Annotated in this window: 25 protein-coding genes and 1 pseudogene; 11 read left to right on the top strand and 15 right to left on the bottom strand. The window is 71.8% G+C overall.

What is annotated here, in order from left to right:
• Positions 1 to 7: 7 nt before the first annotated feature.
• On the bottom strand, positions 8 to 2,338 hold the full coding sequence (locus ACSUPV_RS39445) for an FHA domain-containing protein (RefSeq protein ID WP_436949685.1): 2,331 nt from the start codon (positions 2,336 to 2,338) through the stop codon (positions 8 to 10).
• Positions 2,339 to 2,403: 65 nt separating this feature from the next.
• The gene (locus ACSUPV_RS39440; protein WP_031118654.1) at positions 2,404 to 2,814 is read right to left on the bottom strand and encodes a hypothetical protein; all 411 of its coding nucleotides are present in this window, start codon (positions 2,812 to 2,814) and stop codon (positions 2,404 to 2,406) included.
• Between the two features lie 338 nt (positions 2,815 to 3,152).
• Between ACSUPV_RS39440 and ACSUPV_RS39435 the strand changes: the two genes are divergently transcribed.
• Both ACSUPV_RS39435 and ACSUPV_RS39430 read left to right on the top strand, forming a co-directional pair.
• Positions 3,153 to 3,536 carry a nuclear transport factor 2 family protein gene (locus ACSUPV_RS39435; protein WP_031118653.1) on the top strand — a complete coding sequence of 128 codons (384 nt, stop codon included), beginning with the start codon at positions 3,153 to 3,155 and terminating at the stop codon, positions 3,534 to 3,536.
• Between the two features lie 74 nt (positions 3,537 to 3,610).
• A complete protein-coding gene (locus ACSUPV_RS39430; RefSeq protein WP_031118652.1) occupies positions 3,611 to 3,898 on the top strand; it encodes a DUF1905 domain-containing protein in 288 nt (95 codons plus the stop codon).
• A 56-nt stretch (positions 3,899 to 3,954) separates the two neighbouring features.
• On the opposite strand, the gene mgrA is transcribed toward ACSUPV_RS39430, so the two are convergent.
• Entirely contained in the window at positions 3,955 to 4,947 is a 993-nt protein-coding gene (gene mgrA, locus ACSUPV_RS39425; protein WP_436949684.1) for an L-glyceraldehyde 3-phosphate reductase, read from the bottom strand.
• 117 nt (positions 4,948 to 5,064) lie between these two features.
• Between mgrA and ACSUPV_RS39420 the strand changes: the two genes are divergently transcribed.
• Positions 5,065 to 5,949: a LysR family transcriptional regulator gene (locus tag ACSUPV_RS39420; RefSeq protein WP_031118649.1), complete on the top strand. Its 885-nt coding sequence runs from the start codon at positions 5,065 to 5,067 to the stop codon at positions 5,947 to 5,949.
• 41 nt (positions 5,950 to 5,990) lie between these two features.
• A complete protein-coding gene (locus ACSUPV_RS39415; protein ID WP_436949683.1) occupies positions 5,991 to 6,506 on the top strand; it encodes a mycothiol transferase in 516 nt (171 codons plus the stop codon).
• Here ACSUPV_RS39415 and ACSUPV_RS39410 read toward each other — a convergent pair.
• Both ACSUPV_RS39410 and ACSUPV_RS39405 read right to left on the bottom strand, forming a co-directional pair.
• Positions 6,488 to 7,567 carry an adenosine deaminase gene (locus ACSUPV_RS39410; RefSeq protein WP_436949682.1) on the bottom strand — a complete coding sequence of 360 codons (1,080 nt, stop codon included), beginning with the start codon at positions 7,565 to 7,567 and terminating at the stop codon, positions 6,488 to 6,490. The two genes, ACSUPV_RS39415 and ACSUPV_RS39410, sit on opposite strands and share 19 nt — an antisense overlap.
• Before the next feature lie 46 nt (positions 7,568 to 7,613).
• On the bottom strand, positions 7,614 to 8,006 hold the full coding sequence (locus ACSUPV_RS39405; RefSeq protein ID WP_436949681.1) for a VOC family protein: 393 nt from the start codon (positions 8,004 to 8,006) through the stop codon (positions 7,614 to 7,616).
• A 129-nt stretch (positions 8,007 to 8,135) separates the two neighbouring features.
• Here ACSUPV_RS39405 and ACSUPV_RS39400 point away from each other — a divergent pair.
• Positions 8,136 to 8,525 (top strand): annotated as a pseudogene (locus ACSUPV_RS39400) (tautomerase family protein).
• A gap of 36 nt (positions 8,526 to 8,561) precedes the next feature.
• Here ACSUPV_RS39400 and ACSUPV_RS39395 read toward each other — a convergent pair.
• Entirely contained in the window at positions 8,562 to 9,446 is an 885-nt protein-coding gene (locus tag ACSUPV_RS39395; protein WP_436949680.1) for a class I SAM-dependent methyltransferase, read from the bottom strand.
• A 62-nt stretch (positions 9,447 to 9,508) separates the two neighbouring features.
• On the opposite strand from ACSUPV_RS39395, the gene ACSUPV_RS39390 reads away from it, so the two are divergent.
• Positions 9,509 to 10,144, top strand: coding sequence for a TetR/AcrR family transcriptional regulator (locus tag ACSUPV_RS39390; RefSeq protein ID WP_037758220.1), 636 nt, complete (start codon positions 9,509 to 9,511; stop codon positions 10,142 to 10,144).
• Positions 10,145 to 10,169: 25 nt separating this feature from the next.
• Here ACSUPV_RS39390 and ACSUPV_RS39385 read toward each other — a convergent pair.
• Positions 10,170 to 11,077 (bottom strand): IS5 family transposase gene (locus ACSUPV_RS39385; RefSeq protein WP_436949860.1). Its coding sequence is split into 2 segments (ribosomal slippage): positions 10,170 to 10,732 and positions 10,732 to 11,077, totalling 909 coding nucleotides; the frame shifts between segments, so codons are not numbered across the junction.
• A 90-nt stretch (positions 11,078 to 11,167) separates the two neighbouring features.
• Here ACSUPV_RS39385 and ACSUPV_RS39380 point away from each other — a divergent pair.
• Entirely contained in the window at positions 11,168 to 11,626 is a 459-nt protein-coding gene (locus tag ACSUPV_RS39380) for a pyridoxamine 5'-phosphate oxidase family protein (RefSeq protein ID WP_031118642.1), read from the top strand.
• On the opposite strand, the gene ACSUPV_RS39375 is transcribed toward ACSUPV_RS39380, so the two are convergent.
• The 4 genes from ACSUPV_RS39375 to ACSUPV_RS39360 form a co-directional block, all read right to left on the bottom strand.
• Positions 11,623 to 12,546, bottom strand: a complete 924-nt coding sequence (locus ACSUPV_RS39375) for an oxidoreductase (protein ID WP_436949679.1) — start codon at positions 12,544 to 12,546, stop codon at positions 11,623 to 11,625. The genes ACSUPV_RS39380 and ACSUPV_RS39375 overlap by 4 nt on opposite strands.
• 42 nt (positions 12,547 to 12,588) lie before the next feature.
• Positions 12,589 to 13,956, bottom strand: coding sequence for a phospholipase (locus ACSUPV_RS39370; RefSeq protein ID WP_436949678.1), 1,368 nt, complete (start codon positions 13,954 to 13,956; stop codon positions 12,589 to 12,591).
• A gap of 84 nt (positions 13,957 to 14,040) precedes the next feature.
• Positions 14,041 to 14,931 carry a glycoside hydrolase family 19 protein gene (locus tag ACSUPV_RS39365; protein WP_436949677.1) on the bottom strand — a complete coding sequence of 297 codons (891 nt, stop codon included), beginning with the start codon at positions 14,929 to 14,931 and terminating at the stop codon, positions 14,041 to 14,043.
• Between the two features lie 241 nt (positions 14,932 to 15,172).
• Entirely contained in the window at positions 15,173 to 15,610 is a 438-nt protein-coding gene (locus ACSUPV_RS39360) for a MarR family winged helix-turn-helix transcriptional regulator (RefSeq protein WP_037758209.1), read from the bottom strand.
• Positions 15,611 to 15,688: 78 nt separating this feature from the next.
• Here ACSUPV_RS39360 and ACSUPV_RS39355 point away from each other — a divergent pair, with 78 nt between their 5' ends.
• On the top strand, positions 15,689 to 16,795 hold the full coding sequence (locus ACSUPV_RS39355) for a substrate-binding domain-containing protein (protein ID WP_031118637.1): 1,107 nt from the start codon (positions 15,689 to 15,691) through the stop codon (positions 16,793 to 16,795).
• Between the two features lie 84 nt (positions 16,796 to 16,879).
• Complete coding sequence (locus tag ACSUPV_RS39350; protein WP_031118636.1) at positions 16,880 to 17,929, top strand: acyl-CoA dehydrogenase family protein; 1,050 nt, start codon at positions 16,880 to 16,882, stop codon at positions 17,927 to 17,929.
• Here ACSUPV_RS39350 and ACSUPV_RS39345 read toward each other — a convergent pair.
• From ACSUPV_RS39345 to ACSUPV_RS39335, 3 genes are all read right to left on the bottom strand, one after another.
• Positions 17,926 to 19,149, bottom strand: a complete 1,224-nt coding sequence (locus ACSUPV_RS39345) for a serine hydrolase domain-containing protein (RefSeq protein WP_382616140.1) — start codon at positions 19,147 to 19,149, stop codon at positions 17,926 to 17,928. The genes ACSUPV_RS39350 and ACSUPV_RS39345 overlap by 4 nt on opposite strands.
• Before the next feature lie 269 nt (positions 19,150 to 19,418).
• Positions 19,419 to 19,496, bottom strand: coding sequence for a putative leader peptide (locus ACSUPV_RS39340; protein WP_352234107.1), 78 nt, complete (start codon positions 19,494 to 19,496; stop codon positions 19,419 to 19,421).
• Between the two features lie 136 nt (positions 19,497 to 19,632).
• Entirely contained in the window at positions 19,633 to 19,809 is a 177-nt protein-coding gene (locus tag ACSUPV_RS39335) for a hypothetical protein (protein ID WP_359788476.1), read from the bottom strand.
• A gap of 217 nt (positions 19,810 to 20,026) precedes the next feature.
• Here ACSUPV_RS39335 and ACSUPV_RS39330 point away from each other — a divergent pair, with 217 nt between their 5' ends.
• Positions 20,027 to 20,467 carry an SPW repeat protein gene (locus tag ACSUPV_RS39330; protein WP_436949676.1) on the top strand — a complete coding sequence of 147 codons (441 nt, stop codon included), beginning with the start codon at positions 20,027 to 20,029 and terminating at the stop codon, positions 20,465 to 20,467.
• A 179-nt stretch (positions 20,468 to 20,646) separates the two neighbouring features.
• The gene (locus ACSUPV_RS39325; RefSeq protein ID WP_031118633.1) at positions 20,647 to 20,910 is read left to right on the top strand and encodes a GlsB/YeaQ/YmgE family stress response membrane protein; all 264 of its coding nucleotides are present in this window, start codon (positions 20,647 to 20,649) and stop codon (positions 20,908 to 20,910) included.
• Between the two features lie 105 nt (positions 20,911 to 21,015).
• Here ACSUPV_RS39325 and ACSUPV_RS39320 read toward each other — a convergent pair whose 3' ends face one another.
• Positions 21,016 to 21,822, bottom strand: coding sequence for a GNAT family N-acetyltransferase (locus ACSUPV_RS39320; protein WP_436949675.1), 807 nt, complete (start codon positions 21,820 to 21,822; stop codon positions 21,016 to 21,018).
• Positions 21,823 to 21,865 lie beyond the last annotated feature (43 nt).

Below are 21,865 nucleotides of genomic sequence, written 5' to 3'. Positions count from 1 at the left end.
CGGCTCCCTACTTCCGCATCACGGCCGGTTCGTGCCGGCGCAGCAGCCGGGACACGAGGAAGCCGAACAGCACCGACAGCACGAGCAGCATCCCGACGTCCAGCAGCCAGGTGCCCGCCGAGTGCTCGAACAGGGGGTCCTTGGTCAGGTCGTCCGGCACGATCCTGGCCAGCCCGACGGTGCCGGCCATCGCCGCCAGCGCCCAGCGGGCCGGCACCAGCCAGCCCAGCTGCTCCAGCCCGGGCACGCCGTCCAGCTTCAGCAGGGCCCCGCAGAAGACGACCTGGACGATGGCGATGAGCACGAGCAGCGGCATCGTCACCTCTTCCTTGCGCACCAGCGCGGAGACGAGCAGCCCGAGCATCATCGCCGTGAACGCCAGCAGGGCGACCGCGACGGTGATCTCCACCAGGGGCGGCATCAGCACGCCCTCGCCGCCGGGCGCGTTCAGGTCCACGCCGAGCAGGGCGACCAGGGTCAGCACCACCGCCTGGAGCACGGTGACGACGCCCAGGACGACGACCTTGGACATCAGGTACGCCGATCTGGACAGGCCCACCGCGCGTTCCCGCTGGTAGATCACGCGTTCCTTGACGAGCTCGCGGACGGCGTTGGCGGCGCCGGTGAGCACCGCGCCGACACACAGGATGAGCAGCGTGTTCATCGCCGTGTCGAAGGTTAGCTTGCCGGCCGCCAGGGCCCGCGCCATCACGCCCATCACGAAGGGCAGCGCGATCATGATGATCAGGAAGGTGCGGTCGGCGCTCAGCGCGGAGGCGTAGCGGCGTACCAGCGTGCCGAGCTGCGCGGCCCGGCTGCGCGGCCGGGGCGGCGCGGTGATGACGACGGGCTCGGACCGGGGCAGCTGGGGCTGGGCGGAGGCGTCGGCGACGTACCGGCCGTGGAAGGGTGAGGCGCTGTACTCCTCGGCCCAGTCCCGGTCCGTGTCCCGGTCGAAGGCCTCGAAGGCCTCCGGCCACTGCTCGAAGCCGAAGAACGGCAGGGCGTCCTCGGGCGGCCCGTAGTAGGCGATCCTGCCGCCGGGCGCGAGCACGAGGAGCCGGTCGCAGACGTCCAGGCTGAGCACGCTGTGGGTGACGACGATGACGGTCCGGCCGTCGTCGGCGAGGCCGCGCAGCATGTGCATCACCGAGCGGTCCATGCCGGGGTCGAGTCCGGAGGTCGGTTCGTCGAGGAAGAGCAGCGACGGCTTGGTCAGCAGCTCCAGGGCCACGCTGACGCGCTTGCGCTGGCCGCCGGAGAGGCTGTGCACGGGCTGGTCGGCGCGCTGTTCCAGGCCGAGTTCGCGGATGACCTCGTCGACCCGGGCGCGCCGTTCGGCCTTGGCGGTGTCCTGCGGGAAGCGCAGTTCGGCGGCGTAGGAGAGGGCTTTGCGGACGGTCAGCTGGGCGTGCAGGATGTCGTCCTGCGGGACGAGGCCGATGCGCTGGCGCAGCTCGGCGTAGTCGCGGTAGAGGTCCCGGCCGTCGTAGAGGACGGTGCCGTGGTCGGCGGGGCGCTGGCCGGTGAGGGCGTTGAGGAGGGTGGACTTCCCGGCGCCGCTCGGGCCGACGACGGCGAGCAGGCACTTCTCCCCCACCGGGAAGGACACGTGGTCGAGCAGGGTCTTGCGGCCGCGGTCGACGGCGACGGCGAGGTCCTGCACGTCGAGGGAGACCTCGCCGGTGTCGACGTACTCCTGGAGTTCGTCGCCGACGAGGCAGAACGCCGAGTGGCCGATGCCGACGATGTCGCCCTGGGCGACCGGTGCGGTGGTGACGGGGCTGCCGTTGAGGTACGTGCCGTTGTGGCTGCCGAGGTCGGTGATCTCGTAGGTGCCGTCGGGCAGGGCGCGCAGTTCGGCGTGCCGGCGGGAGACCACGAGGTCGTCGATGACGAGGTCGTTGTCGCCGGCGCGGCCGATGCGGACGGTGCGGGTGGGCAGCGGCCGTACGGTCGTGGGCTGCCGGTAGGTGCCGGTCAGGGCCGGCATGGAGACGGCGGAGGGGCGTTCCGGGGTGGGTGCGGGGCGGCCCAGGAGGACCACGCGGGGTCCGTCGGCGGGGTTGCCGAAGCGGATGACGCTGCCGGGTCCGACGTCCCACTCGTGGATGCGCCGGCCGTCCGCGTAGGTGCCGTTGGTGCTGTTCTCGTCCTCGATGGTCCAGTGGCCGTCGTCGGGCCGCAGTACCGCGTGGTGCCAGGAGACGCGGTCGTCGTCGATGACGATGTCGCTCATCGGGTCGCGTCCTACGTGGTAGTCGCGGCCCGGGATCATCACGGTGGAGCCCGTCTCGGTCTCCAGGACGAGTTCTGGTGCTACCGACGGCTGCGCCATGGCCAAGATTCTACCGATTTGCCCTGGTGTGTGCCTCCGTGAGCGCGGGAGCAGGTGATGGCCGGTCAGGCCACGGGGATACCGAGGACGGGAGCCGTGCGCTGCATCCGCAGGGCGTCCACCGACTCGGCGAGCAGTTCGTACTCGGTCGTCTCGTCGCTGGTGGCGATGCGCACCAGCCGGCCGGCCGCCAGCTCCTCGGCGACCCGCTCCTGCTGGGCGGGGTCGGCGCACCAGGCGCGCAGCAGCATGGGCACGTCGGGCACGGTGTCGGCGACCGGCACGAGCGCGCCCGGCGGTAAGTGCTCGGCGTCCGGCTGGGGGTCGAGGCGTTGGGCGATCCAGGAGGCGCGGTCGCGCAGCCACCACAGGGCGAGGGCGAGGGTGGGGGCCCGGTAGGTGCCCAGGGGTACTCCGATGCGGCGGCCGTCGCAGACTCCGTACGCCGTGACGTGGCACAGAAACTCGTCGTGCACGTGACCCTCCCCCGTCGCCCTGCCCGTCTGCCGGCCCGGCCTCGCTGCTCGGGCGGCTCGCGTGCTGTGCGTGAGGGCGCCGTCGCTGGACGTGAAAGCGCTCTCGCAGGTCAGTATGTTCACTACTGAAACACTGTCACCACGACTTTCCGGCCACTCTCCTGGCATATTCACCCCCGGAGTTGGCCGAAACGTGGCGGCGGTCTCCGAGGGGCATGACCCGGGAGGTAATCGACGGTTCCGGCGGGCCCGGGCAGGGTGGTTCACGCCGGGTTCGCCGCACTGGGTGATCCGGGCTCCGACCAGCAGGTATGACCCTTCCTGGAGGCTGATCGCCCATGTCCGCACCCGACCGTCGTCACGAGGACGCCGTCGCCCGCTACTTCGAGGCCTGGAACGCCCCGGACCCGGTGGCGCGGGAGAAGGCGGTCGCCGCCGCCTGGACCCCGGACGGCGGTTACACCGACCCCCTGGCCGACGTCAGCGGCCATGAGCAGATCGCCGCGGTGATCGCCGCGGCGCGGGAGCAGTTCCCGGGGTTCGTCTTCCGGCTCGCCGGCGCGGTCGACGGGCACCACGACACCGCGCGTTTCTCGTGGGAGCTGGTGAGCGAGGCCGACGGTTCGGCGCCGGTGGCCGGGTCGGATGTGATCACGCTGGACGAGCAGGGCCGGATCAGGGCCGTGCTGGGGTTCCTGGACCGGGTGCCCGCCGGGGCGTGAGCCGGGGTCCGCGATGAGTTTTCCGGTGCCCGGCGGTCTGCCGTGTGGGAGACCGCCGAGCACGGGAGGACGTCATGGCCCCGACCGGAGAACTGGACGCCGAGTTCACCGCCGTCCTGCAGAAGAGCCCCGCCGAGGGCGGCTGGACCTATCTGGTCTGGCCCGAGTCCGTCGCGTTCTTCGGCACCCGCGGCCTGGTCAAGGTCCGCGGGACGATCGACGGGCATCCGTTCCGCAGCTCGTTCATGGCCCTCGGCGACGGCACGCACAAGCTGCCCGTGAAGGCCGACGTCCGCAAGGCCATCGGCAAGGGAGAGGGCGACACGGTGACCGTGCGCCTGGAGGAACGGATCGGTTCCTAGGCCTGTCGTCCCATTCCCGTGTGCCAGGGGCCGCGCTCCCCCGGGCAGCGCGGCGGCTACTGCCGGACGATGGCGTCGATGCGGGCCAGCTCGTCCGCGTCGAAGTCCAGGTGGGCGATGGCTCCGACGCTGTCCTCCACCTGCTGCGGGCTGCTCGCACCGACCAGCGCCGAGGTCACCCGGCCGCCGCGCAGGACCCAGGCCAGCGCCATCTGGGCGAGGGTCTGACCGCGCGTCTTCGCGATGTCGTTCAGGTCGCGCAGCCGGCCCACCAGCTCCTCGGTGACGGCGTCGGACTGGAGGAACGGGCTGTCGCTCGCCGCCCGGGAGTCCTCGGGGATGCCGTCGAGGTAGCGGGCGGAGAGCAGGCCCTGCTCCAGCGGGGAGAAGACGATGGAGCCGACCTGGAGCTCGTCGAGGGCGTCCAGCAGGCCCTCGTCCTCGGGGCGGCGGTCCAGCATCGAGTAGCGCGGCTGGTGGATGAGGAGCGGGGTGCCCAGCTCGCCCAGGAGGCGGGCGGCCTCGCGGGTCTGCTCCGCGGAGTAGTTGGAGACACCGACGTACAGCGCCTTGCCCTGCTGCACCGCCGAGTGCAGGGCGCCCATGGTCTCCTCCAGCGGAGTGTCCGGGTCCGGGCGGTGCGAGTAGAAGATGTCGACGTAGTCCAGGCCCATCCGGCTCAGGCTCTGGTCCAGCGAGGACAGCAGGTACTTGCGCGAGCCCCACTCGCCGTACGGGCCGGGCCACATCAGGTAGCCGGCCTTGGTGGAGATGACCAGCTCGTCGCGGTGGCGCGCGAAGTCCGACTTCAGGAACTCGCCGAAGGCGGACTCGGCGGCGCCGGGCGGCGGGCCGTAGTTGTTGGCGAGGTCGAAGTGGGTGACGCCGAGGTCGAAGGCGCGGCGCAGGATGGCGCGCTGGGTCTCGACGGGACGGTCCGGGCCGAAGTTGTGCCACAGGCCGAGCGAGAGCGCGGGGAGCTTCAGGCCGCTGCGTCCGGTGCGCCGGTAGGGCATGTCCGCGTAGCGGTCGGGGTGTGCGGTGTACAACGCGACTCCAGAGGGTTTGGCTCGGACGGGAGGAAACCGGTGTCCACTCTGGCGTGACCTGCGCCCATGCGTCCAACAGAAGAATCCGATGGAATTCAGCGGCTACGCTTCTCAGTCATGGAACTGCGCCACTTGCAGCATTTCGTCGCGGTCGCCGAGGACCAGCACTTCACCCGTGCGGCCGAGCGCCTCCTGGTGTCCCAGTCGGGCCTGTCGGCCTCGATCCGGGCGCTGGAGCGTGAGCTGCAGACGCCGCTGTTCGTGCGCACGACCCGCCGGGTGACGCTCACCCCGGCCGGGCGGGCCCTGCTCGGCGAGGCGGAGCGGATCCTGGCGCAGGTGCGCTCGGCCCACGAGGCGGTGGCGGCGGTGCAGGGCGTGCTGCGCGGCATGCTCGCGCTGGGCAGCGAGCAGTGCATCGCCGGGGTACACGTGGCGAGGCTGCTCGCCGCGTTCCGGCACCGTCACCCGGATGTGGAGATCTGCCTCCGGCAGGCCGGGTCGGGCGCGCTCGCGGAGGAGGTCGCGGCCGGGCGGCTCGACCTGGCGTTCGCCGTGCGGACGCAGGAGGACAGCGACCAGCTGCGGTCGGTGCCGCTGACCAGCGAGCCGATGACGCTGCTGTGCCACTCCAGCCACCGGCTCGCCGCCGCGGGCGCGGCCGTGACGCCTCAGGACCTGGGCGGGGAGGTGTTCGTCGACTTCCATCCGGACTGGGGGCCGCGCCGCACCACCGACACGGTGTTCGCCGCCGCGGGCGTCCGGCGGGCCGTGGCCCTGGAGGTGAACGACGTGCACACGCTGCTCGACCTGGTCGACGAGAACCTGGGCGTGGCCGTCGTGCCCCGGCACTTCGCGCACAAGCGCGCCTCCCTGACCGCGCTGCCCGTGAAGGGCACCGGCGAGGCCGTCTACGAGACGGTGGCGCTGCTGCCGCCCCGGCAGGCCACCAGCCCGGCGGCCCGAGCGCTGATGGGGCTGCTGGAGACCGCCGGCGCGTGACCGGGGGCGCACGCGGCGCGCCGATGCGCGATGGTGGAGCCATGCATGCGAAGGACATCCTCATCGACGGCTACAACCGCATCCGGGAAGAAGTCCACGCCACCGTCGAGGGGCTCGGGCCCGACGAACTGGCCGCCCGCCCCTCCCCCGACACCAACTCCATCGCGTGGCTGGTCTGGCACCTCACCCGCGTCCAGGACGACCACATCGCCGACGCCTTCGACCTCGACCAGGTGTGGCTCTCCCAGGACTGGGAGAAGCGCTTCGGGCTGGGCCTGCCGCGCCACGACACGGGCTACGGCCACAGCCCCGCCAAGGTCGCCAAGGTCAGGGTCGACTCCGGCGACCTGCTGACCGGCTACTACGACGCGGTGCACGCGCAGAGCCTGGACGCCCTGCGCGGCCTCGCCGCCAAGGACCTGGAGCGCATCGTCGACGAGCGCTGGGACCCGCCGGTCAGCCTGGGCGTACGGCTGGTCAGCGTCCTGTCCGACGATCTCCAGCACGTCGGACAGGCCGCCTACCTCAAGGGGCTGCTTCAGAGCGCGGCCGCGTAGCCGGGCAGGACCACGTCGCGGATGAGTGCGTTCCGCTCGTCGAACGGGAGGAACGCGCTCTTCAGGGCGTTCACCGTGACCGTGCGCAGGTCCTCCACGCTCCAGCCCGCCTCCTGGACCAGCAGGGTCATCTCGCGGGTCATCGTCGTGCCCGACACCAGCCGGTTGTCGGTGTTCACCGTGACCCGGAAGCCGAGGTCCTTCAGCGCGGTGATCGGGTGCTCGGCGATGGACGTCGCGGCGCCCGTCTGGAGGTTGGACGTGGGGCACATCTCCAGGGCGATGCGCCGGTCGCGCACCCAGCCCGCGAGCCGGCCGAGCTTGCCCGCCGCGAGGTCGGGGATGTCGTCGGTGATCCGCACGCCGTGCCCGATGCGCTGGGCGCCGCACACCTGGAGCGCCTGGTGGATGCTGGGCAGGCCGTGGGCCTCGCCCGCGTGGATGGTGAACGGTACGTTCTCGCGGCGCAGGTGCTCGAAGGCCGCGAGGTGGTCGGCGGGCGGGAAGCCGTCCTCGGCGCCGGCGATGTCGAAGCCGACGACACCCGCGTCCCGGAACCCCACGGCCAGGTCGGCGGCCTCACGCACCCGGTCGAACATCCGCATCCCGCACAGCAGGGTGCCGACCCGCACCGGCGTCCCCGCGGCAGCCGCCTTGGCCATGCCCGCCGCCAGGCCCTCCTGGACGGTCTCCACGACCTCGGCCATGGTCAGCCCGCCCCGGGTGTTCAGCTCGGGGGCGTAGCGCACCTCGCCGTAGACGACGCCGTCCGCGGCGAGGTCGAGCACGTACTCCTCGGCGGTGCGCAGCAGGCCCTCGCGGGTCTGCATGACGGCGAGGGTGTGCTCGAAGGTGGCTATGTAACGCACCAGGTCACCGGAGTTGGCGGCCTCGTAGTACCAGGCGGCGAGCTCGTCGGGGTCGGCGGTGGGCAGGGTGTGGCCGATCGCGTCCGCGAGTTCCACGACGGTGGCGGGGCGCAGGCCGCCGTCGAGGTGGTCGTGCAGGACGGCCTTGGGGAGGCGACGGATCACTTCGGTGTCTACACGCGTAGCGGTCATGGCGGGTCTTTCCTTGAGCGGAGTGGTCCTCAGCGGCGAGAGAGGGTCAGGCGGCGGGCTGGAGCAGATCCCAGCGGTTGCCGTACAGGTCCTGGAAGACGGCGACGGTGCCGTACGGCTCGTACCGCGGCTCCTCCAGGAAGGTCACGCCCGCGGCCGTCATCCGGGCGTGGTCGCGGGCGAAGTCGTCGGTGTGCAGGAAGAACCCGACGCGCCCGCCGGTCTGGTCCCCGACCCGGGCCTGCTGGGCCTCTCCCTTGGCGCGGGCGAGCAGCAGGCCGGTGCCCGCACCCGGGGCGCCGGGTTCGACGACGACCCAGCGGGATCCGTCGGGCCGGGGCGCGTCCTCGACGAGCCGGAATCCGAGGGCCTCGGTGTAGAAGCGGATCGCCTCGTCGTAGTCGTCGACGACGAGGGTGACCAGGGTGATACGTCTCATCGGGGCCTCTCGGAGCGCGGGGTTAGCGCGAGAGGTTATACGTAAAACTCCCCGGATGCCAACCGGGTCGCCGCCTTCTGTAACTACTAGTATGTACAGACCTGCTCGACGACCTCCCGGGAGGCCCCCGTGCCCTTCACCCGCATCGACACGCTGCGCGCCGGACCGGAGCGCCTCGCCGCGCTCGGCCGTGCGGTCCACGACGCCCTGACCGAGACGATCGGCATCCCGCCCGACGACCGGTTCCAGGTCCTCGTGGACCACGACGGCACCAGCGGCACCCTGCGGTAGGACGACTACCTCGGCGTGCGTCGCGACGACGGCATCGCCTACGTGGCGATCACCCTGCGCTCCGGTCGCACGCCCGCGCAGAAGCAGGCGCTGTACCGCAGGATCGCCGAACTCGCCCAGGCGTACGCGGGCACCGAGCCGCGGAACGTGTTCGTCGTCCTGACCGAGAACGCATCGGCCGACTGGTCCCTCGGGGAGGGGGTGGCGCAGTACCTCGAAGGACCGTGACGCCGGGGCGAGTCGGAAGCGCCGAGGGCGGCGGTCCTACGCGCTCAGGGGGAGGTGCGACCCGCGCCCGGACGCGCCCTGGCGGCTTTCGCGCGCCGCCGTGACGATCCAGACTCCCCCTGGGACGCGGACACCGTCCGCGGTCTCGAACTCCACGAGTGCGTCGCGCACTTCGGCACGGACACGGGCGACGGTCGCCGGGGCGACATCGCGCAGGTTGTAGCGCGTCGGCCCCATGGAGAAGAGGAAGTTCGCGGCGTCGGCGGCGTCGGCGCCCAAGGTCATGGGCGCCTCGCATGGGACCACCTCGATGTCGGTGAACCCGCCGGCGGCGAGCACGTGGCGGATGCGGCCGGGGTCGAGGAGCGATCCCATACCCCGGGACGCGGGGGATGCCTCGCGAAGGAACGGCGTCAACGCGGCGGTCGCCCGGGCGTAGGCACTGTCCGGGCCGGCGGGCTGCGGGCCGAGGAACGCGAGGCGGCCGTCCGGCACGAGAGCGTGCCGCAGATGGGTGAAAGCCGCGATGTGGTCGGCGAAGAACATGACACCGCCGCGGCTGATGAGGACGTCGAACCCGCCGTCGGGGAACGGATGCACCTGGGCGTCGCCCTGCTCGAAGGTGACGTTGTCGAGGCCTTCCGTGGCGGCGTCACGGCGGGCGCGTTCCAGCATCGGCGCGGACAGGTCGATTCCCACGACGTGTCCGTCGCGCGCCTGTCGCGCCGCAAGACGTGTCGTCTGACCGGTGCCGCAGCCGACGTCGAGGACCCGGTCCGTGGCCGCGATACCCGCGGCGGCGAACAGGGGTGCGTTGAATGCGCCCATCATCCCGTTGTACCGCTCGGGCTGTTCGGCCCAGAGGACGCCCTCCCAGTCGTTCCACGCCTCTGCCTGCTGACGGTTGGCGATCGTGTTCACGGCTTGCCCTCCTACGACTAGAGCTCATCTCTAGAGTTCGACTCTAGATATAGACTCCAGCCATGGGTGAAGGCAGGGGAAAACAGGCCAACAAGGCCCAGGAGACACGGCGACGCATCATCGAGGCGGCCGGCGCACTCTTCATGGAGCAGGGCTACGGGGCGACCAGGCTGCAGGAGATCGCCGACCGGGCGGGCGTGGCGGTCCAGACGATCTACTTCGTCTTCCGGAACAAGCCCTCGCTGCTGAAGGAGCTTGTCGATGTCGCGATCGCGGGCGACGACGAACCCGTCCCGACGATGGAGCGGCCCTGGTTCGCAGAGGTCATGGCCGCGCCCACCGCCCGGTCCGCGCTGGCCGCACTGGTCGCCGGCACGAGGAGGACCCTCGAACGCGTCGCGGCCCTCAACGAGATGGTCCGCGCCGCGACCGCGACCAACCCGGAGATCCGGGAGTTGTGGCCGGATCAGGCGGACCCCCGGTACACCGTGCTCTCGACAGCGGCGAGGTCCCTGACCCGGAAGCCGGGCGCCCGCCCGGCCGTCCCCCTCGAAGAAGCGGCGGACGTCCTGTACGCCGTCCTCAGCCCGGAGCTCTTCCTCGTCCTCACCCGCGACCGGGCGTGGCCACCGGCCAAGTGGGAACGATGGGCGTACGACACCCTCGGCTCCCAGCTGTTGGCCGACAAGGAGCCCTGATCACCAGCCACGGCGCGGACACGGCCTAGGCCCTGTCTGACAAAGGATCTTGGTTGGGTTCGCGGAGCCAGAGGATAAGTGCGGCGAGGTGGACTCCGGCCTTGTAGCGGGTGGCGAGTTTGTCGAAGCGGGTGGCGATCGCGCGGAACTGCTTGAGGCGGTTGAAGCAGCGTTCGATCACGTTGCGGGCCCTGTAAAGCTCGCGGTCGAAGGCCGGCGGTCTGCCGCCGGCCTTCCCTCGCCGCAGGCGGTTGGCCTTCTGGTCCGCCCGCTCCGGGATCACTGCCCGGATGCCTCTGCGTCGCAGGGACTGGCGGATCGCCCGGGACGAGTACGCCTTGTCCGCGACGACCGCATCGGGCCTGAGGCGGGGGCGCCCGGCGCCGGTCCGGGGCACCCTCAGCTCGTCCATGACCATGTCGAAGACGGTGGAGTCGTTGACGTTGCCGGGCGTGACGACGACAGCCAGGGGCAGGCCCCGGCCGTCGCAGGCGAGGTGGAGCTTGGTGGTCAGCCCGCCGCGGGACCGGCCCAGCGCCTGGCCAGCCGACGGGCGTGCCGGATCTTCCAGTTCGTCCCCCGCCGCCGCCCCTTTTTGCGGGCTCCGGCGGCGTGCTGATGGGCCCGGCTGATCGTGGAGTCGACAGACACGGTCCACTCCACGGCTCCGACGGAGTCGTCGCGGACCTGGACCTGTTCGAGCAGGCGAGCCCAGGTTCCGTCCGCCTCCCAGCGGGCGAACCGTTCATAGACCGTCTGCCACGGCCCGTAGCGTTCCGGCAGGTCACGCCACGGAGCACCGGTCCGCAACCGCCACAACACCCCGTTGATCACCTGCCGGTGATCCCGCCACGGACGACCACGACCGTCAACACCAGGCAGCAGGGGCGCTATCCGCTCCCATGCCGCATCCGTCAACTCACCTCGACCCACCACAAGATCAATTATCAGACAGTGCCTAGGCCCCGGGCCTACGTCCGAGGCCCGAGGTGCGAGGCCCCGGCGCGCGTTAGCGTCCCTCCCATGGAGATCACCGAGCCACCTCGCACCCCCGCGCAGCGCAAGGCCGACGTGCTGGACCGGCTGGAGCGGGAGATGGACATCTGGGTCGCCACGGCGGACGCCGACGGCGTGCCGTGCCTGGTCCCGCTGTGGTTCGTCTGGCACGAGGAGGCCGTCTGGCTGTGCACCCGGCTGACCAACCCCACCGGCCGGAACCTGCGGGACGGCCGCCGGGCCCGGCTGGCCCTCGGGGACACCCGGGACGTCGTGCTCGTCGACGGTGACGCGGAGACCTTCACGGCCCGGCGGGTGCCGTCGGCGGCGGCCGAGGCGTTCCGGGCGAAGACCGGCTGGGACCCGCGCGAGGACCACGCGTCGTACGCCTTCTTCCGGGTCCGGCCGCGCGCGGTCCAGGCGTGGTGCGAGGTGCACGAGCTGCCGCGCAGGCATCTCATGCGGGAGGGGGTCTGGGCGGCCTAGGGGGTGTCCGCTCGGCCGGCCTTCCTCCGCAGTCCGTCGAGCCGCTGCAGTTCCTCGCCGGTGAGGCGGATCGCGCCCGCTGCCACGTTCTCCGTGAGGTGTTCGGGGTTGCCGGTGCCGGGGATGGCGAGGACGTGAGGTCCCCGGTGCAGCGTCCAGGCGATGCGGATCTGCGCGGGGCTCGCGCCGTGGGCCCGGGCCACGGCTTGGAGTTCCTCGTCGTGGGCGGTGGTCGCGCCGTGCTCACCGGCGTCGCCGGCGACGGCGTAGAACGGCACGAAGGCGATGCCCTGCTCGCCGCAGACGCGGAGGAGTTCGTCCGAGACGGGGTCGGGCCGGTCGAGGGCGTACCGGTTCTGCACGCAGACCACCGGCGCGATGGCCTGTGCCTCGGCCAGATGGCGGGGCGTGACGTTGGAGATGCCGAGGTGCTGGATCAGGCCCGCCTCGCGCAGTTCGGCGAGGGCGCCGAAGTGTTCGGCGATCGAGTCGTACGTCGGCATCCGGCGCAGGTTGACGACGTCCAGGTGGTCGCGGCCGAGCTGGCGGAGGTTCTCCTCGACGTGGCCGCGCAGTTCGTCGGGGCGCGCCGAGGTGCCCCACTCCCCCGTGTACCTCCGGTACGGACCCACCTTGGTGACAATCACCAGGTCGTCGCGGTACGGCGCGAGCGCGCTGTTGATGAGTTCGTTGGCGGATCGCAGCGACGAGAAGTAGAAGGCGGCCGTGTCGATGTGGTTGACGCCGAGGTCGATCGCCCTGCGCAGGACGGCGATCGACCGTGCGCGGTCGCTGGGCGTGCCGTGGTGGAAGGCGCCGCTGCCCGTCAGCCGCATCGCGCCGAGGCCGAGGCGGTGGACGGGCAGGTCGCCGAGTTTCCAGGTGCCCGCGGCGTCCGCGGTGATCGTCTGTGAGTCCATCGGCGGAGTGTCACACACGCCGCGCGGGCCGGTACGGCGGTTTTACGGATACGTGTACGCGTTGAGGGCGGCGACGGCGGCGGCCGGGTCGCCGAGGTCGTAGTGGTCGACGGCGAGGAAGGTGGGCTTCTTGCGGGCGGCGGGCTGGCAGAAGCGCCGGGCGCGGTCGGCGAGTTTGGCGTTGTCCGTGGCGGCCGTGGCGGTGATCCCGGCGTCGCGGAAGTGGTTCATGACGAACAGCGGACGGAAGCCCGGTTCGGTGCGGGTCAGCGGGAGGTTCGTGCCGGCGTCGTACCAGCGGCTGTAGCAGGACCAGTCGGAGGCGCCGATCCCCGGGCCCATGGACCAGTGGTTCTCGACGGTCCATTCGCGTTGGTACATGACGCCGAAGGCGTCCCGGGTCAGGCCCGCGGCCTGGTCGGCGGAGCGGCTGTGGTCGGTGAAGATCAGCAGCCGGTCGTTCGCGGCGATCAGGTCCGCCATCGCCGGCCAGCCGTTCTGCCGTACGCCGGTGCGGTCGGGCCGGTGGAGCACGTCCGCCAGGCCGTCGACCCGGGCGAGTTCGGCGCGCAGGACGCCGGGGTCGACGTAGTCCTCCAGGAAGACGGTGACGAACTGGTCGGGGCGGGCCTCCAGGAAGTCGACGATGCGCTGGAGGTCGACCCACAGGGCGACCGGCCGGCTGACGAGGGTGCAGCTGTTGTGGCAGAGGATCGCGCCGTCCGGGGTCTGGTGGATGTCCAGCATGAATCCGCGGACTCCGTCGGCGAGTTGCCGCTCGATGCCACGGCTCTGGTTGGGCACCAGGTTGACGAAGGGCGGGGCGAAACCGCCGTCGACGCCGTTGGCGTAGGCGTTGTGCGCGGTGAGGAACGTGACCTGGTCCAGGGTGCGCCGGTCCTGCGGTGGCATGGGGGAGGTGACGGGACTGACCGGGGTGAGGTACCAGGCGGCGAGGTCGCCCGCACCGCCGAGGGCCAGCCGCGCCGGGTAGTTGGCACCGGACGGTTTGGGGGCCACGGTGAGGTACCGCGTGGTGCCCGGGGCCTTCAGGGTGTGGCGGTCGGCTCCGAGCGGGGTGATCTCCCAGAGGGCGTCGCCGCCGGTGCAGGCGACGGTCGCGGCCTGGTCGCCGTCGCGACCGAGGCAGCTGCCGGGCGCGTCGGTGTTCTCCAGGAGGTACGAGGACCCGCTGGGCTTCAGCCGCCACTGCTGGCGGTCCTCGTCGCCGCGGGGCCGGTGCTGCTCGACCGCGCCGCCGCTGTCGGCCGCGTTGAGCCCGGTCGTGGCGCTCTGCACGTAGTAGGTGCCGGGAGCCGGGACAGCGGCGGCGGCAGGCTGCGGGGCCACGACCGCGGCTGCCAGGGCCGCGGTCGTGGCGAGCAGGGCGTGGGGGGTGCGTCTGCGCATGCGGGATGCCCTTCGTACGACTGGCCGGGGCCAGCTGGTCAGGTTCATGACATCCCGCATGACACCACGTCCTGTGGTCCGGCGTCAGCAGGAGAGGTTGCCGCCGGGTGACGTCCCGAGGATCTGCGTGAACCGCTGGTAGTTGTTCACGCGGCTCTGCACCTGCGCCGGGTTCTTGCCGTCGCACTCCAGGGAGCCGTTGATGCTGCGGATGGTCTGGCCGAAGCCGGCGCCGTTCACCATGGCGTGGTGCGGGGTCATGGTGCCGGGGCCGGTCTGGGTGTTCCAGTACCACAGGGCCGTCTTCCAGGCGACGGCCGAGTCGTTCTGCACCAGCCAGGGGTTGTTCAGCAGGTCGATGCCGAGCGCGTCGCCCGCGGCCTTGTAGTTGAAGTTCCAGCTCAGCTGGATGGGGCCGCGCCCGTAGTAGGCGGCCTGCCCGGCCGGACAGCCGTAGGGACGGCTCCAGTCGCAGTAGTGCGGGTAGTTGGCGGTGTTCTGCTCCACCACGTGCACCAGACCGCCGGTCTCGTGGCCGACGTTGGCGAGGAAGGCGGCGGCCTCCTGCTTCTTCACCGTGTCGCTGCCGGTGTTGGCGAAGCCGGGGTAGGCGTTCAGGGCCGTGGTGAGGCCGCTGTACGTGTAGAACGGATTCCGGTTCGGGAACATCTGGTTGAACTGCGCCTCGGAGACGACGAAGCGCGCGTCGGGGGTGCCCGGACCGCTGTCGCAGGCGTACGGCTCCCAGTACCAGGTGCTGATGGTGGGGTCGTAGCCCGGGTTGGCGTGCTCGGCGATGTACGCCTTGCCGTCGGTGTAGCGGACGATGTCGCCGGCGGCGTACGACCTCCCCGCCACCCAGTTCGGGTAGCTGGAGCACGCGGCGGCGAAGGCGTTCGAGGCGGGCAGCAGCACCGGCGCGGTGCCGGCGAGGGCGAGGACGGCCAGGACGGCGGAGACACGGCGTCTCGACACGGGATCAACTCCTTTGCAGGGCACGGCCGTTCCCGGGCGAGAGCAGGATGGAGCAGAGCCTTCACCGCACGCACCGGTGGACCGGTCACGGCGTGGGCGCGGCCGTGGTGGGGGGCTGTGGAGGCACACTCAACCGCGTTGGTCTGTACCAGTCAAGGGTGTAGACCAGTCATCCGCGCGCCGGTTCCGCGTCGGGGCTCGCACGGCTGCCCGCCTCGGGGCTCACACGGCCGCTCGGGGCTCACACGGTTGCCTGCTGCTCCAGCGCCGCCGCGAGCCGGTCCAGCAGGGACCGCAGCAGGTCGTCGTCGCCCTCGCCGAGCGGAGGCCAGCCGGCGCGGACCGCGCGGTCGACGCGCTGCCAGTACTCCTGGCCGCGCGGGGTGAGACGGGCGAGGACGCGGCGGCGGTCGAACGGGTCGACCCGGCGGTGCACGAGGTTCTGGTCGACGAGTTGGTCGACCAGCTTGGTCAGGGTCGGAGGCGGCAGGAAGGCGGCCTCCGCGATCGCCGTCATGTGGTGCCCCTCGCCGTCGGACAGCAGCGCCAGCACCCGCCAGGCGTCCAGCGAGCAGCCCTCTTCCGCCAGCACGGCCTGCAGCCGGCGGGCCGCGAGCCGCTCGGCCCGCGTCAGCAGCTGCACCAGGTCGTCGGGCCGACGTGGGGGTGGGGTGGGCATCCTGCTCCTTGGCTACGAGGGGTGTCCATCGTAGGAGACGCACTGGAGTTCGTCCGGCCGAGCCGGAATCATGACGCCATGTTCCGGCACGACCTCCCCGCGCCCGAGTGGTTCACGGCCGACGACTCCGTCCTCGGCGTGGCCCTCGTCTTCCCGCTCCAGGGGCCGGCCGGGATCTTCGGGCCGACCTGCGAGCTCTGCGCGCGACTGGCCGCCGAGGAGGTCAACCGGGACGGCGGTGTGCTGGGCAGGGAGCTGCGGCTGGTGCCGGTCGACGGCTCGGGCGCGCCGTGCGAGGTCGCCGGCCAGGTCGAGGCGCTGGTGGACCTCGGTGTCGTGCAGGGCGTCACGGGCTGGCACATCTCCTCGGTGCGCCAGGCACTGGCACCGCGTATCGCGCACCGCGTCCCGTACGTGTACACCGCGCTGTACGAGGGCGGCGAGGACACGGCGGGCGTCTTCCTGACCAGTGAGACCCCGCGTGACCAACTGCGGCCCGCGATGGACCTGCTGGCGCACGAGCGCGGGGTGCGGCGGTGGTTCGTGGTGGGCAACGACTACATATGGCCGCGGCACACGGCTCGCTCGGCCCGTGCGTACGCCCGCGCGTCCGACGGTCGTGTCGTCGGCGAGGCCTATCTCCCGCTCGGCACCCACGACTTCGAACCGGTGCTGCGCCGGATCGAGCGCTCGGACGCGGACGCGGTGCTGATGCTGCTGGTCGGCAGCGACGCGGTGCGCTTCAACCGGGCGTTCGCGGCGTACGGCCTGCACGCGCGCTGTCTGCGGCTGAGCACGCTGATGGACGAGAACATGGTGATGGCGAGCGGCCCCGCGGCCACCGAGGACCTCTACAGCACGGCCGGGTTCTTCGCGTCGCTGGCCAACCGGGACACCCTCGACTTCCACGGGCAGTACGCGGCCCGCTACGGCGTCGAGGCGCCCGCCCTCGGCAGCCTCGGCGAGTCCTGCTACGAGGGGGTGCTGCTGCTGGCCGCGTTGCTGAGGCGTGCCGGGACGTTGGACGTGACGGCGATCGGCGCGGCGGCGGGCGCGGTGTCGTACGAGGGTCCGCGCGGCCTGCTGCACCTGCGGGACGCCCATGTGCGGCAGCGGATCTATCTGGCGCGGGCCGACGGGCTCGACTTCGACGTGCTCACGGAACTGAACGCCCGTTCTCTCTGAGTGTCCGGGTGTCCTTGCACCTCCCACACGGACGACACACCCCCGGATCGACACCCCGCGCCGGCCGACCGGGAGAATTCCCCCATGACCACCACACCCCATCCTCTCGTCACCCGCGCCCGGCGACTGGCGCACGACCTCCTCGTCCCGCACGCCGAGCGCGTCGACCAGGAGGGTGTGCCCGCGAGCCATGTCGAGGCGGTGAAGCGGGCGGGGCTGCTCGGGGTGGTGGGGCCGAAGGAGTACGGCGGGGCGGACGCGCCCGTGGCGGTGGCGCGGGAGACCGCGGAGATCCTCGCCGGGGCGTGCTGCTCCACATGGTTCGTGCAGACACAGCACCACACGCCGGTGAAACTGCTCGCCACATACGACTCGCCCGTCCGGGAGCAGCTGCTGCGTCCGCTGGCGACCGGAGAGCTGTTGGCCGGCATCGCGTTCGCGCACGTCCGGGCCTTTCCCCGGGTCCCGGTGCGGGCCGTGCCCGAGCGGGGCGGCTGGCGCTTCGAGGGCACGGTCCCCTGGTACACGGGCTGGGGTCTGAACGACGTGATGCTGCTGGCCGGGGTGACGGACACCGCAGAGGTGGTCTTCGTCGTCGCCGGGGCCCGGGAGCAGTCGGGGCTGTCCGCGTCGGCGCCGATGCGGCTCGCGGCGCTCACCGCCGCCCGTACCGTCTCCCTGGAGCTGGACGGCCTGTGGGTGCCGGAGGAGTCCGTCGTGCTGCGCACCTCTCAGGAGGAGTTCGCCCTGGTCGACCTGCCCAGGGCCGCCAACGCCAGTCCGGCCGTGTTCGGGGTGGCGTCCGCGGCGCTGCACCTGGTGGCGCGGGCCCCGGACGGCGAGGAGACGGCGCGGTCGCTGCGGGCCCGGCTCGACGAGGTCCGGCGGGAGGCCTACGCGCTGGCCGACCACCCCGTCCCGCACGCGTGCGTCCCGGATCGGCTGGCGGTGAAGACCCGGGCGTACGACGTGCTGCGCGCGGCCACGACCGCGGCCATCGTGGCCGGGGGCGGCCGGTCCATGGACCTGGGCAGCCGGGCGCAGCGGCTGGCGCGCGAGGGGATGTTCCTGCTGGTGCAGGGCCAGACGGCCGAGGCGCGCCGGACGCACCTCGGCTCGCTGGCGTCCGGCTAACCGAGCCGGGGCAGGGCCGGATCGCCGGTCCGGGGCAGGGCCGGATCGCCGGTCCGGGAGGGAACCTCGCCGCAGAACTCCGCCTCGATCACGTCGGTGTAGAGCGACGGGTCCGGCAGCCAGTCCCCGTTGATGTTGAAGGTCAGCTGGTGCTCGCCGTCCCGGGTGCCGACCATGGCGGACAGGGAGCCGTTGGTCCGCCCGGTCTTGCCCACCACCTTCACACCGCAGGACAGCGTCGCGAACTCGACGCCGAGTCCGAACCCGAGCCCGTCCCCCGTCGGGACCTCGTCGAGCATCTCCTTCAGCTGCTTCCGGGGCAGCAACTCGCCCTTGATCAGCGCCCTTTGGAAGCGGTTGAGGTCGCCCCCGGTGGAGATGACGTCACCGGCCGCGCCCAGCCAGGTCATGTTCTGTTCGGTGGCGTCGTGGACGGGGGCGTCCGGGGCGTCCTGGTGAAGCCGCGAGTAGCCGACGGGGTGCGGCTTCGGCAGGTGGGGTGACGTACCGGGGAACGAGGTCCCGCGCAACTTCAGCGGGCGGACGATGCGCCGGGTGATCTCCTGCGCGTAGGAGCGGCCCGTCGCCTTCTCGATGACCATCCCGGCGATCACGTAGTTGGTGTTGGAGTACGCGGGTGCCGTCCCCGGCTCGTTGACGGGCGGGTGCTTCAGCGCGACCGCGACGAGGTCCTCGGGCGTGTGGGTGTCGTACCGGTGCTCGGGGAATCCGGGACCGGCGGCGTCGTGGAGGAACGCGGGGTCGTCGGTGTAGTTGGCGATGCCGCTGGTGTGGTTCAGGAGGTGGCGCAGCGTGATGCGGTCCGCGTCGTAGCCGTTGCCCCGCACCAGGCCGGGCAGCCGGCGCTCGACCGTGTCGTCCAGGCTCAGTCTCCGCTCCGCCTCCAGCTGGAGCAGGACGGTGGCGATGAACGTCTTGGTGATGCTGGCGCCGCGGAAGTGGTCGCCCGGGGAGCGCTCGCGGCCGGTGGCGGTGTCCGCGTGTCCGGCCTGCGCGAACCAACTCCCCTCACGGTCGCGGACCTTGGCGGCCACTCCGGGCAGGCCGCCCTTCTCGACCAGATCACGCAGGGCGGCCCGGGTCGCCTCATGGCCGTGCTCCGGCGGCGCCGCGTGTGCGGAGGGGGCGACGGCCACGGCCCCGGTCGACAACGCCACTGCCAGTGCGTACGAGACGGTCCGTGCGGCCCGCTGCTTCATGGGGTCTGTGCCTCCCGTTCACCAAGGGGCCGGGTTGCCCCTTGGTGCGGATGACGCCGAACTCGGGCCGGGAGGTTGATCGTTGAGCTCGGAGCGGCTCCAGGGCCTGTCGCTTGGAGCCGCGCCGCAGGCCTTCACCGCAGGAATCGCCACCACTGACCCCGGACGGGCCACGGCTCGACAGGGCGCGGGCTCGGCAGGATGCTGCCGAAGGCGGATACGGCGGTGCGGGAAGCGGCGAGCCGACGGGCTCAGGCTGCGCTGCGGGCTCAGGCTGCGCTGCGACAGGAAGCGCTGGAGACGCGTGCGAGGTCGACGTGGCGTCGCCGCGTGAGGTCCAGTCGCATGGTCATGCCGTGGATCGCGTCAGCGCGGAACGAGGGCCGTCAAGGAAATCGCGGCTCATCTCGTATCCCGGACCACGGATTTCGAGCATGAGGGGCCTGGACGGCAACGGTTTCCCGGACGGCCCGTGCGGCCGGTTCAGTCCTCGTCGGACGGAACCACGACGAGGAAGGCGTCCGACTCCAGATCCATCACGACGGTGGCGGGCTCGCCCTCGGCGCGGCGGCGGGCCGCGTACTCCTCCGCCGGCCACGATCCGCGCGGAGCTCCCGCCGGGAACCGCTCCAACACCTTCGCACTCATGGCCGCTGACATGCCCGCTGCCCTCCCCTGTCCCGAGCCGCCTGCCGGGCGGCGTCGATCGGTCGTTGTCGTACCCATCCGGTTGCCCCCGATCCGCCCGGACATGTACCGCGGGACGAACCAGCACACCGCCCCGACCTCTACACATAAAGGGTAAATAAGTGCAGAATGAGGCTTACGCGGCGTTTACCGCATACGCGGTCGCCCTGCAAGACGAAGGAGACGACTCATGGCCAACGTCTCGCCCACAAGAGGTGACATAACCAGCCATCCTGATGCCTCCGAAATGCGGACCCGTTACGCCCGGGTGCTCGGTGGCCGTGATGTGGCGCTCGTGGACGGACCGGTGTTCCTGCTCGGTCTGTACTGCGCCGCCTCCCCGTGGATAGTCCACTACACGATCAGCCAGCCGCCGCTCGTGACCCACAACCTGATCATGGGCGTCGCGATCGGCCTGCTGGCGCTCGGGTTCACTCGCGCTCCGGAGCGCATGTACGGCCTGAGCTGGGCCATGTGCGCCCTCGGGGTGTGGATGATCATCTCGCCGTGGATCGTCGGCGACAGCCCGGACGCCGGCGTCGTGTGGAACAACATCATCATCGGCGCACTGGCCGTGATCCTGGGGCTGGTGTGCGCCGGCACGGCGGCGAAGGCCTCCCCGAGGCCGTAGCCCCGCCGGAGGAGAACCGAAGGCCGGTCCGCACCCCGGGCCGGCCCTTTCACACCCGCACCCGGTCGCGAGCGGCGCGCGCCGCAGAGCCGCAGAGCCGCAGAGCCGCAGAGCCGGAGTGTCCCGGCCGGCATGGGGCACACGCACTACAGCGGGGGTCCTGAGGAGAAGGGGCGGAGATGGAGATCGACGGCATCATCAGTGCCATCGTGATCGGCATCGTCATCGGCGTCCTGGGCCGACTCGTGGTCCCGGGCCGTCAGCGGATCGGCATCCTGTGGACGATCGTCGTCGGCATCATTGCCGCGCTGATCGGCTCCGCGCTCGCCGCCGCGTTCGGCGTGGCCGACACCAAGGGCGTCGACTGGGTCGAGTGGCTCATCCAGATCGGTCTCGCCGCGCTCGGCGTGACCGCACTGGACCGCTCGAAGGCACGCCGCTGACGACGTACCGACGTACGGCGCGACACAACCGTACGCACGACACAACCCGCCCGCGCGGCCGGCCGGCCGCGCGGGCGCGTCGGTGCGTCGGGCGTGTCGGGCCGGTCATGACCGCGCCGCGGCCCGTCCCGGCTCGTAGACGTACGGCGTCGTCGTCGTCAGCGGCATGAAGCCGAGGCGTTCCAGGATGGGTCGGCTCTGGTCGGAGGCGTCGACCTGGAGGTAGCGGTAGCCGCGGGCCGCGGCGACGCGGGCGCGGTGGGCGACCAGGGCGCGGTAGATGCCGCGGCCGCGCCAGCCCTCGACGGTGCCGCCGCCCCACAGGCCGGCGAACCGCGTGCCCGGCACGAGTTCCATCCGGGCCGCGCTCACCGGCTCGTCCCCGGCCATCGCCACGACGGCGACGACGGTGTCCGGGTCCGTCGCCAACTGCGCGCGCAGTCGGCGCCGCAGCCAGGTGCTGTCCGCGCCGAAGGCCTGCTCGTGGACCTCGGCGACGAGATCCACGCCCGGCGCGTCGGTGACCGGCAGGACGCGGACGCCCTTGGGCGGTTCGGCGTCGAGGACCGGACCTCCGGCCTCGCCGATCATCAGCGTCTCCTGCGGCCCGGGCGTGAAACCCGCCGCGCGCAGCCGCTGCCCGAGGTCCGCGGGCCGGTCGTGTCCGTACAGCTTCCACTCGAAGTCCAGGCCGAGCCCGGTGTAGGCGCGGATCTGCTCGGCGATCGCCGCCTCCGCTCCGGCCTCGTCCAGGGCGGACCACAGGACGCCGTTCCAGCCCTGCGCATCGGCGACCTGGCGCACGACGCCGCCGGTTCGCTCGACGCGGGCGTCGGGGCCGTCCGGCCGGGCCCCCTCCCGCAGGTCCCGGTCGAACAGGGCGAGCAGCGCGGCGTGATCGACGTGGTCCATGGGTGCACTCCAGCACCGGCCGGCCCATGCGGCAACGCCTTTT

It is taken from the genome of Streptomyces sp. SudanB52_2052 (assembly GCF_964272415.1).
GTDB classification, from domain to species: Bacteria; Actinomycetota; Actinomycetes; order Streptomycetales; family Streptomycetaceae; genus Streptomyces; species Streptomyces olindensis.
The sequence above is the reverse complement of the archived record's forward strand: the minus strand, read 5'-3'. Positions and strand labels throughout refer to the sequence as shown.

Bases quoted from the DNA above. Each gene is read 5' to 3' on its own strand.
- ACSUPV_RS39445 (WP_436949685.1), bottom strand. From the start codon at position 2,338: ATGGCGCAGCCGTCGGTAGCACCAGAACTCGTCCTGGAGACCGAGACG.
- ACSUPV_RS39325 (WP_031118633.1), top strand. From the start codon at position 20,647: ATGGAGATCGACGGCATCATCAGTGCCATCGTGATCGGCATCGTCATC.
- ACSUPV_RS39360 (WP_037758209.1), bottom strand. From the start codon at position 15,610: ATGCCCACCCCACCCCCACGTCGGCCCGACGACCTGGTGCAGCTGCTG.
- ACSUPV_RS39390 (WP_037758220.1), top strand. From the start codon at position 9,509: ATGGGTGAAGGCAGGGGAAAACAGGCCAACAAGGCCCAGGAGACACGG.
- ACSUPV_RS39330 (WP_436949676.1), top strand. From the start codon at position 20,027: ATGGCCAACGTCTCGCCCACAAGAGGTGACATAACCAGCCATCCTGAT.
- ACSUPV_RS39405 (WP_436949681.1), bottom strand. From the start codon at position 8,006: ATGAGACGTATCACCCTGGTCACCCTCGTCGTCGACGACTACGACGAG.
- ACSUPV_RS39375 (WP_436949679.1), bottom strand. From the start codon at position 12,546: ATGGACTCACAGACGATCACCGCGGACGCCGCGGGCACCTGGAAACTC.
- ACSUPV_RS39410 (WP_436949682.1), bottom strand. From the start codon at position 7,567: ATGACCGCTACGCGTGTAGACACCGAAGTGATCCGTCGCCTCCCCAAG.
- ACSUPV_RS39415 (WP_436949683.1), top strand. From the start codon at position 5,991: ATGCATGCGAAGGACATCCTCATCGACGGCTACAACCGCATCCGGGAA.
- ACSUPV_RS39350 (WP_031118636.1), top strand. From the start codon at position 16,880: ATGACCACCACACCCCATCCTCTCGTCACCCGCGCCCGGCGACTGGCG.
- ACSUPV_RS39320 (WP_436949675.1), bottom strand. From the start codon at position 21,822: ATGGACCACGTCGATCACGCCGCGCTGCTCGCCCTGTTCGACCGGGAC.
- ACSUPV_RS39340 (WP_352234107.1), bottom strand. From the start codon at position 19,496: ATGCGACTGGACCTCACGCGGCGACGCCACGTCGACCTCGCACGCGTC.
- ACSUPV_RS39335 (WP_359788476.1), bottom strand. From the start codon at position 19,809: ATGTCAGCGGCCATGAGTGCGAAGGTGTTGGAGCGGTTCCCGGCGGGA.
- ACSUPV_RS39430 (WP_031118652.1), top strand. From the start codon at position 3,611: ATGGCCCCGACCGGAGAACTGGACGCCGAGTTCACCGCCGTCCTGCAG.
- ACSUPV_RS39435 (WP_031118653.1), top strand. From the start codon at position 3,153: ATGTCCGCACCCGACCGTCGTCACGAGGACGCCGTCGCCCGCTACTTC.
- ACSUPV_RS39345 (WP_382616140.1), bottom strand. From the start codon at position 19,149: ATGAAGCAGCGGGCCGCACGGACCGTCTCGTACGCACTGGCAGTGGCG.
- ACSUPV_RS39420 (WP_031118649.1), top strand. From the start codon at position 5,065: ATGGAACTGCGCCACTTGCAGCATTTCGTCGCGGTCGCCGAGGACCAG.
- ACSUPV_RS39370 (WP_436949678.1), bottom strand. From the start codon at position 13,956: ATGCGCAGACGCACCCCCCACGCCCTGCTCGCCACGACCGCGGCCCTG.
- ACSUPV_RS39380 (WP_031118642.1), top strand. From the start codon at position 11,168: ATGGAGATCACCGAGCCACCTCGCACCCCCGCGCAGCGCAAGGCCGAC.
- ACSUPV_RS39355 (WP_031118637.1), top strand. From the start codon at position 15,689: ATGTTCCGGCACGACCTCCCCGCGCCCGAGTGGTTCACGGCCGACGAC.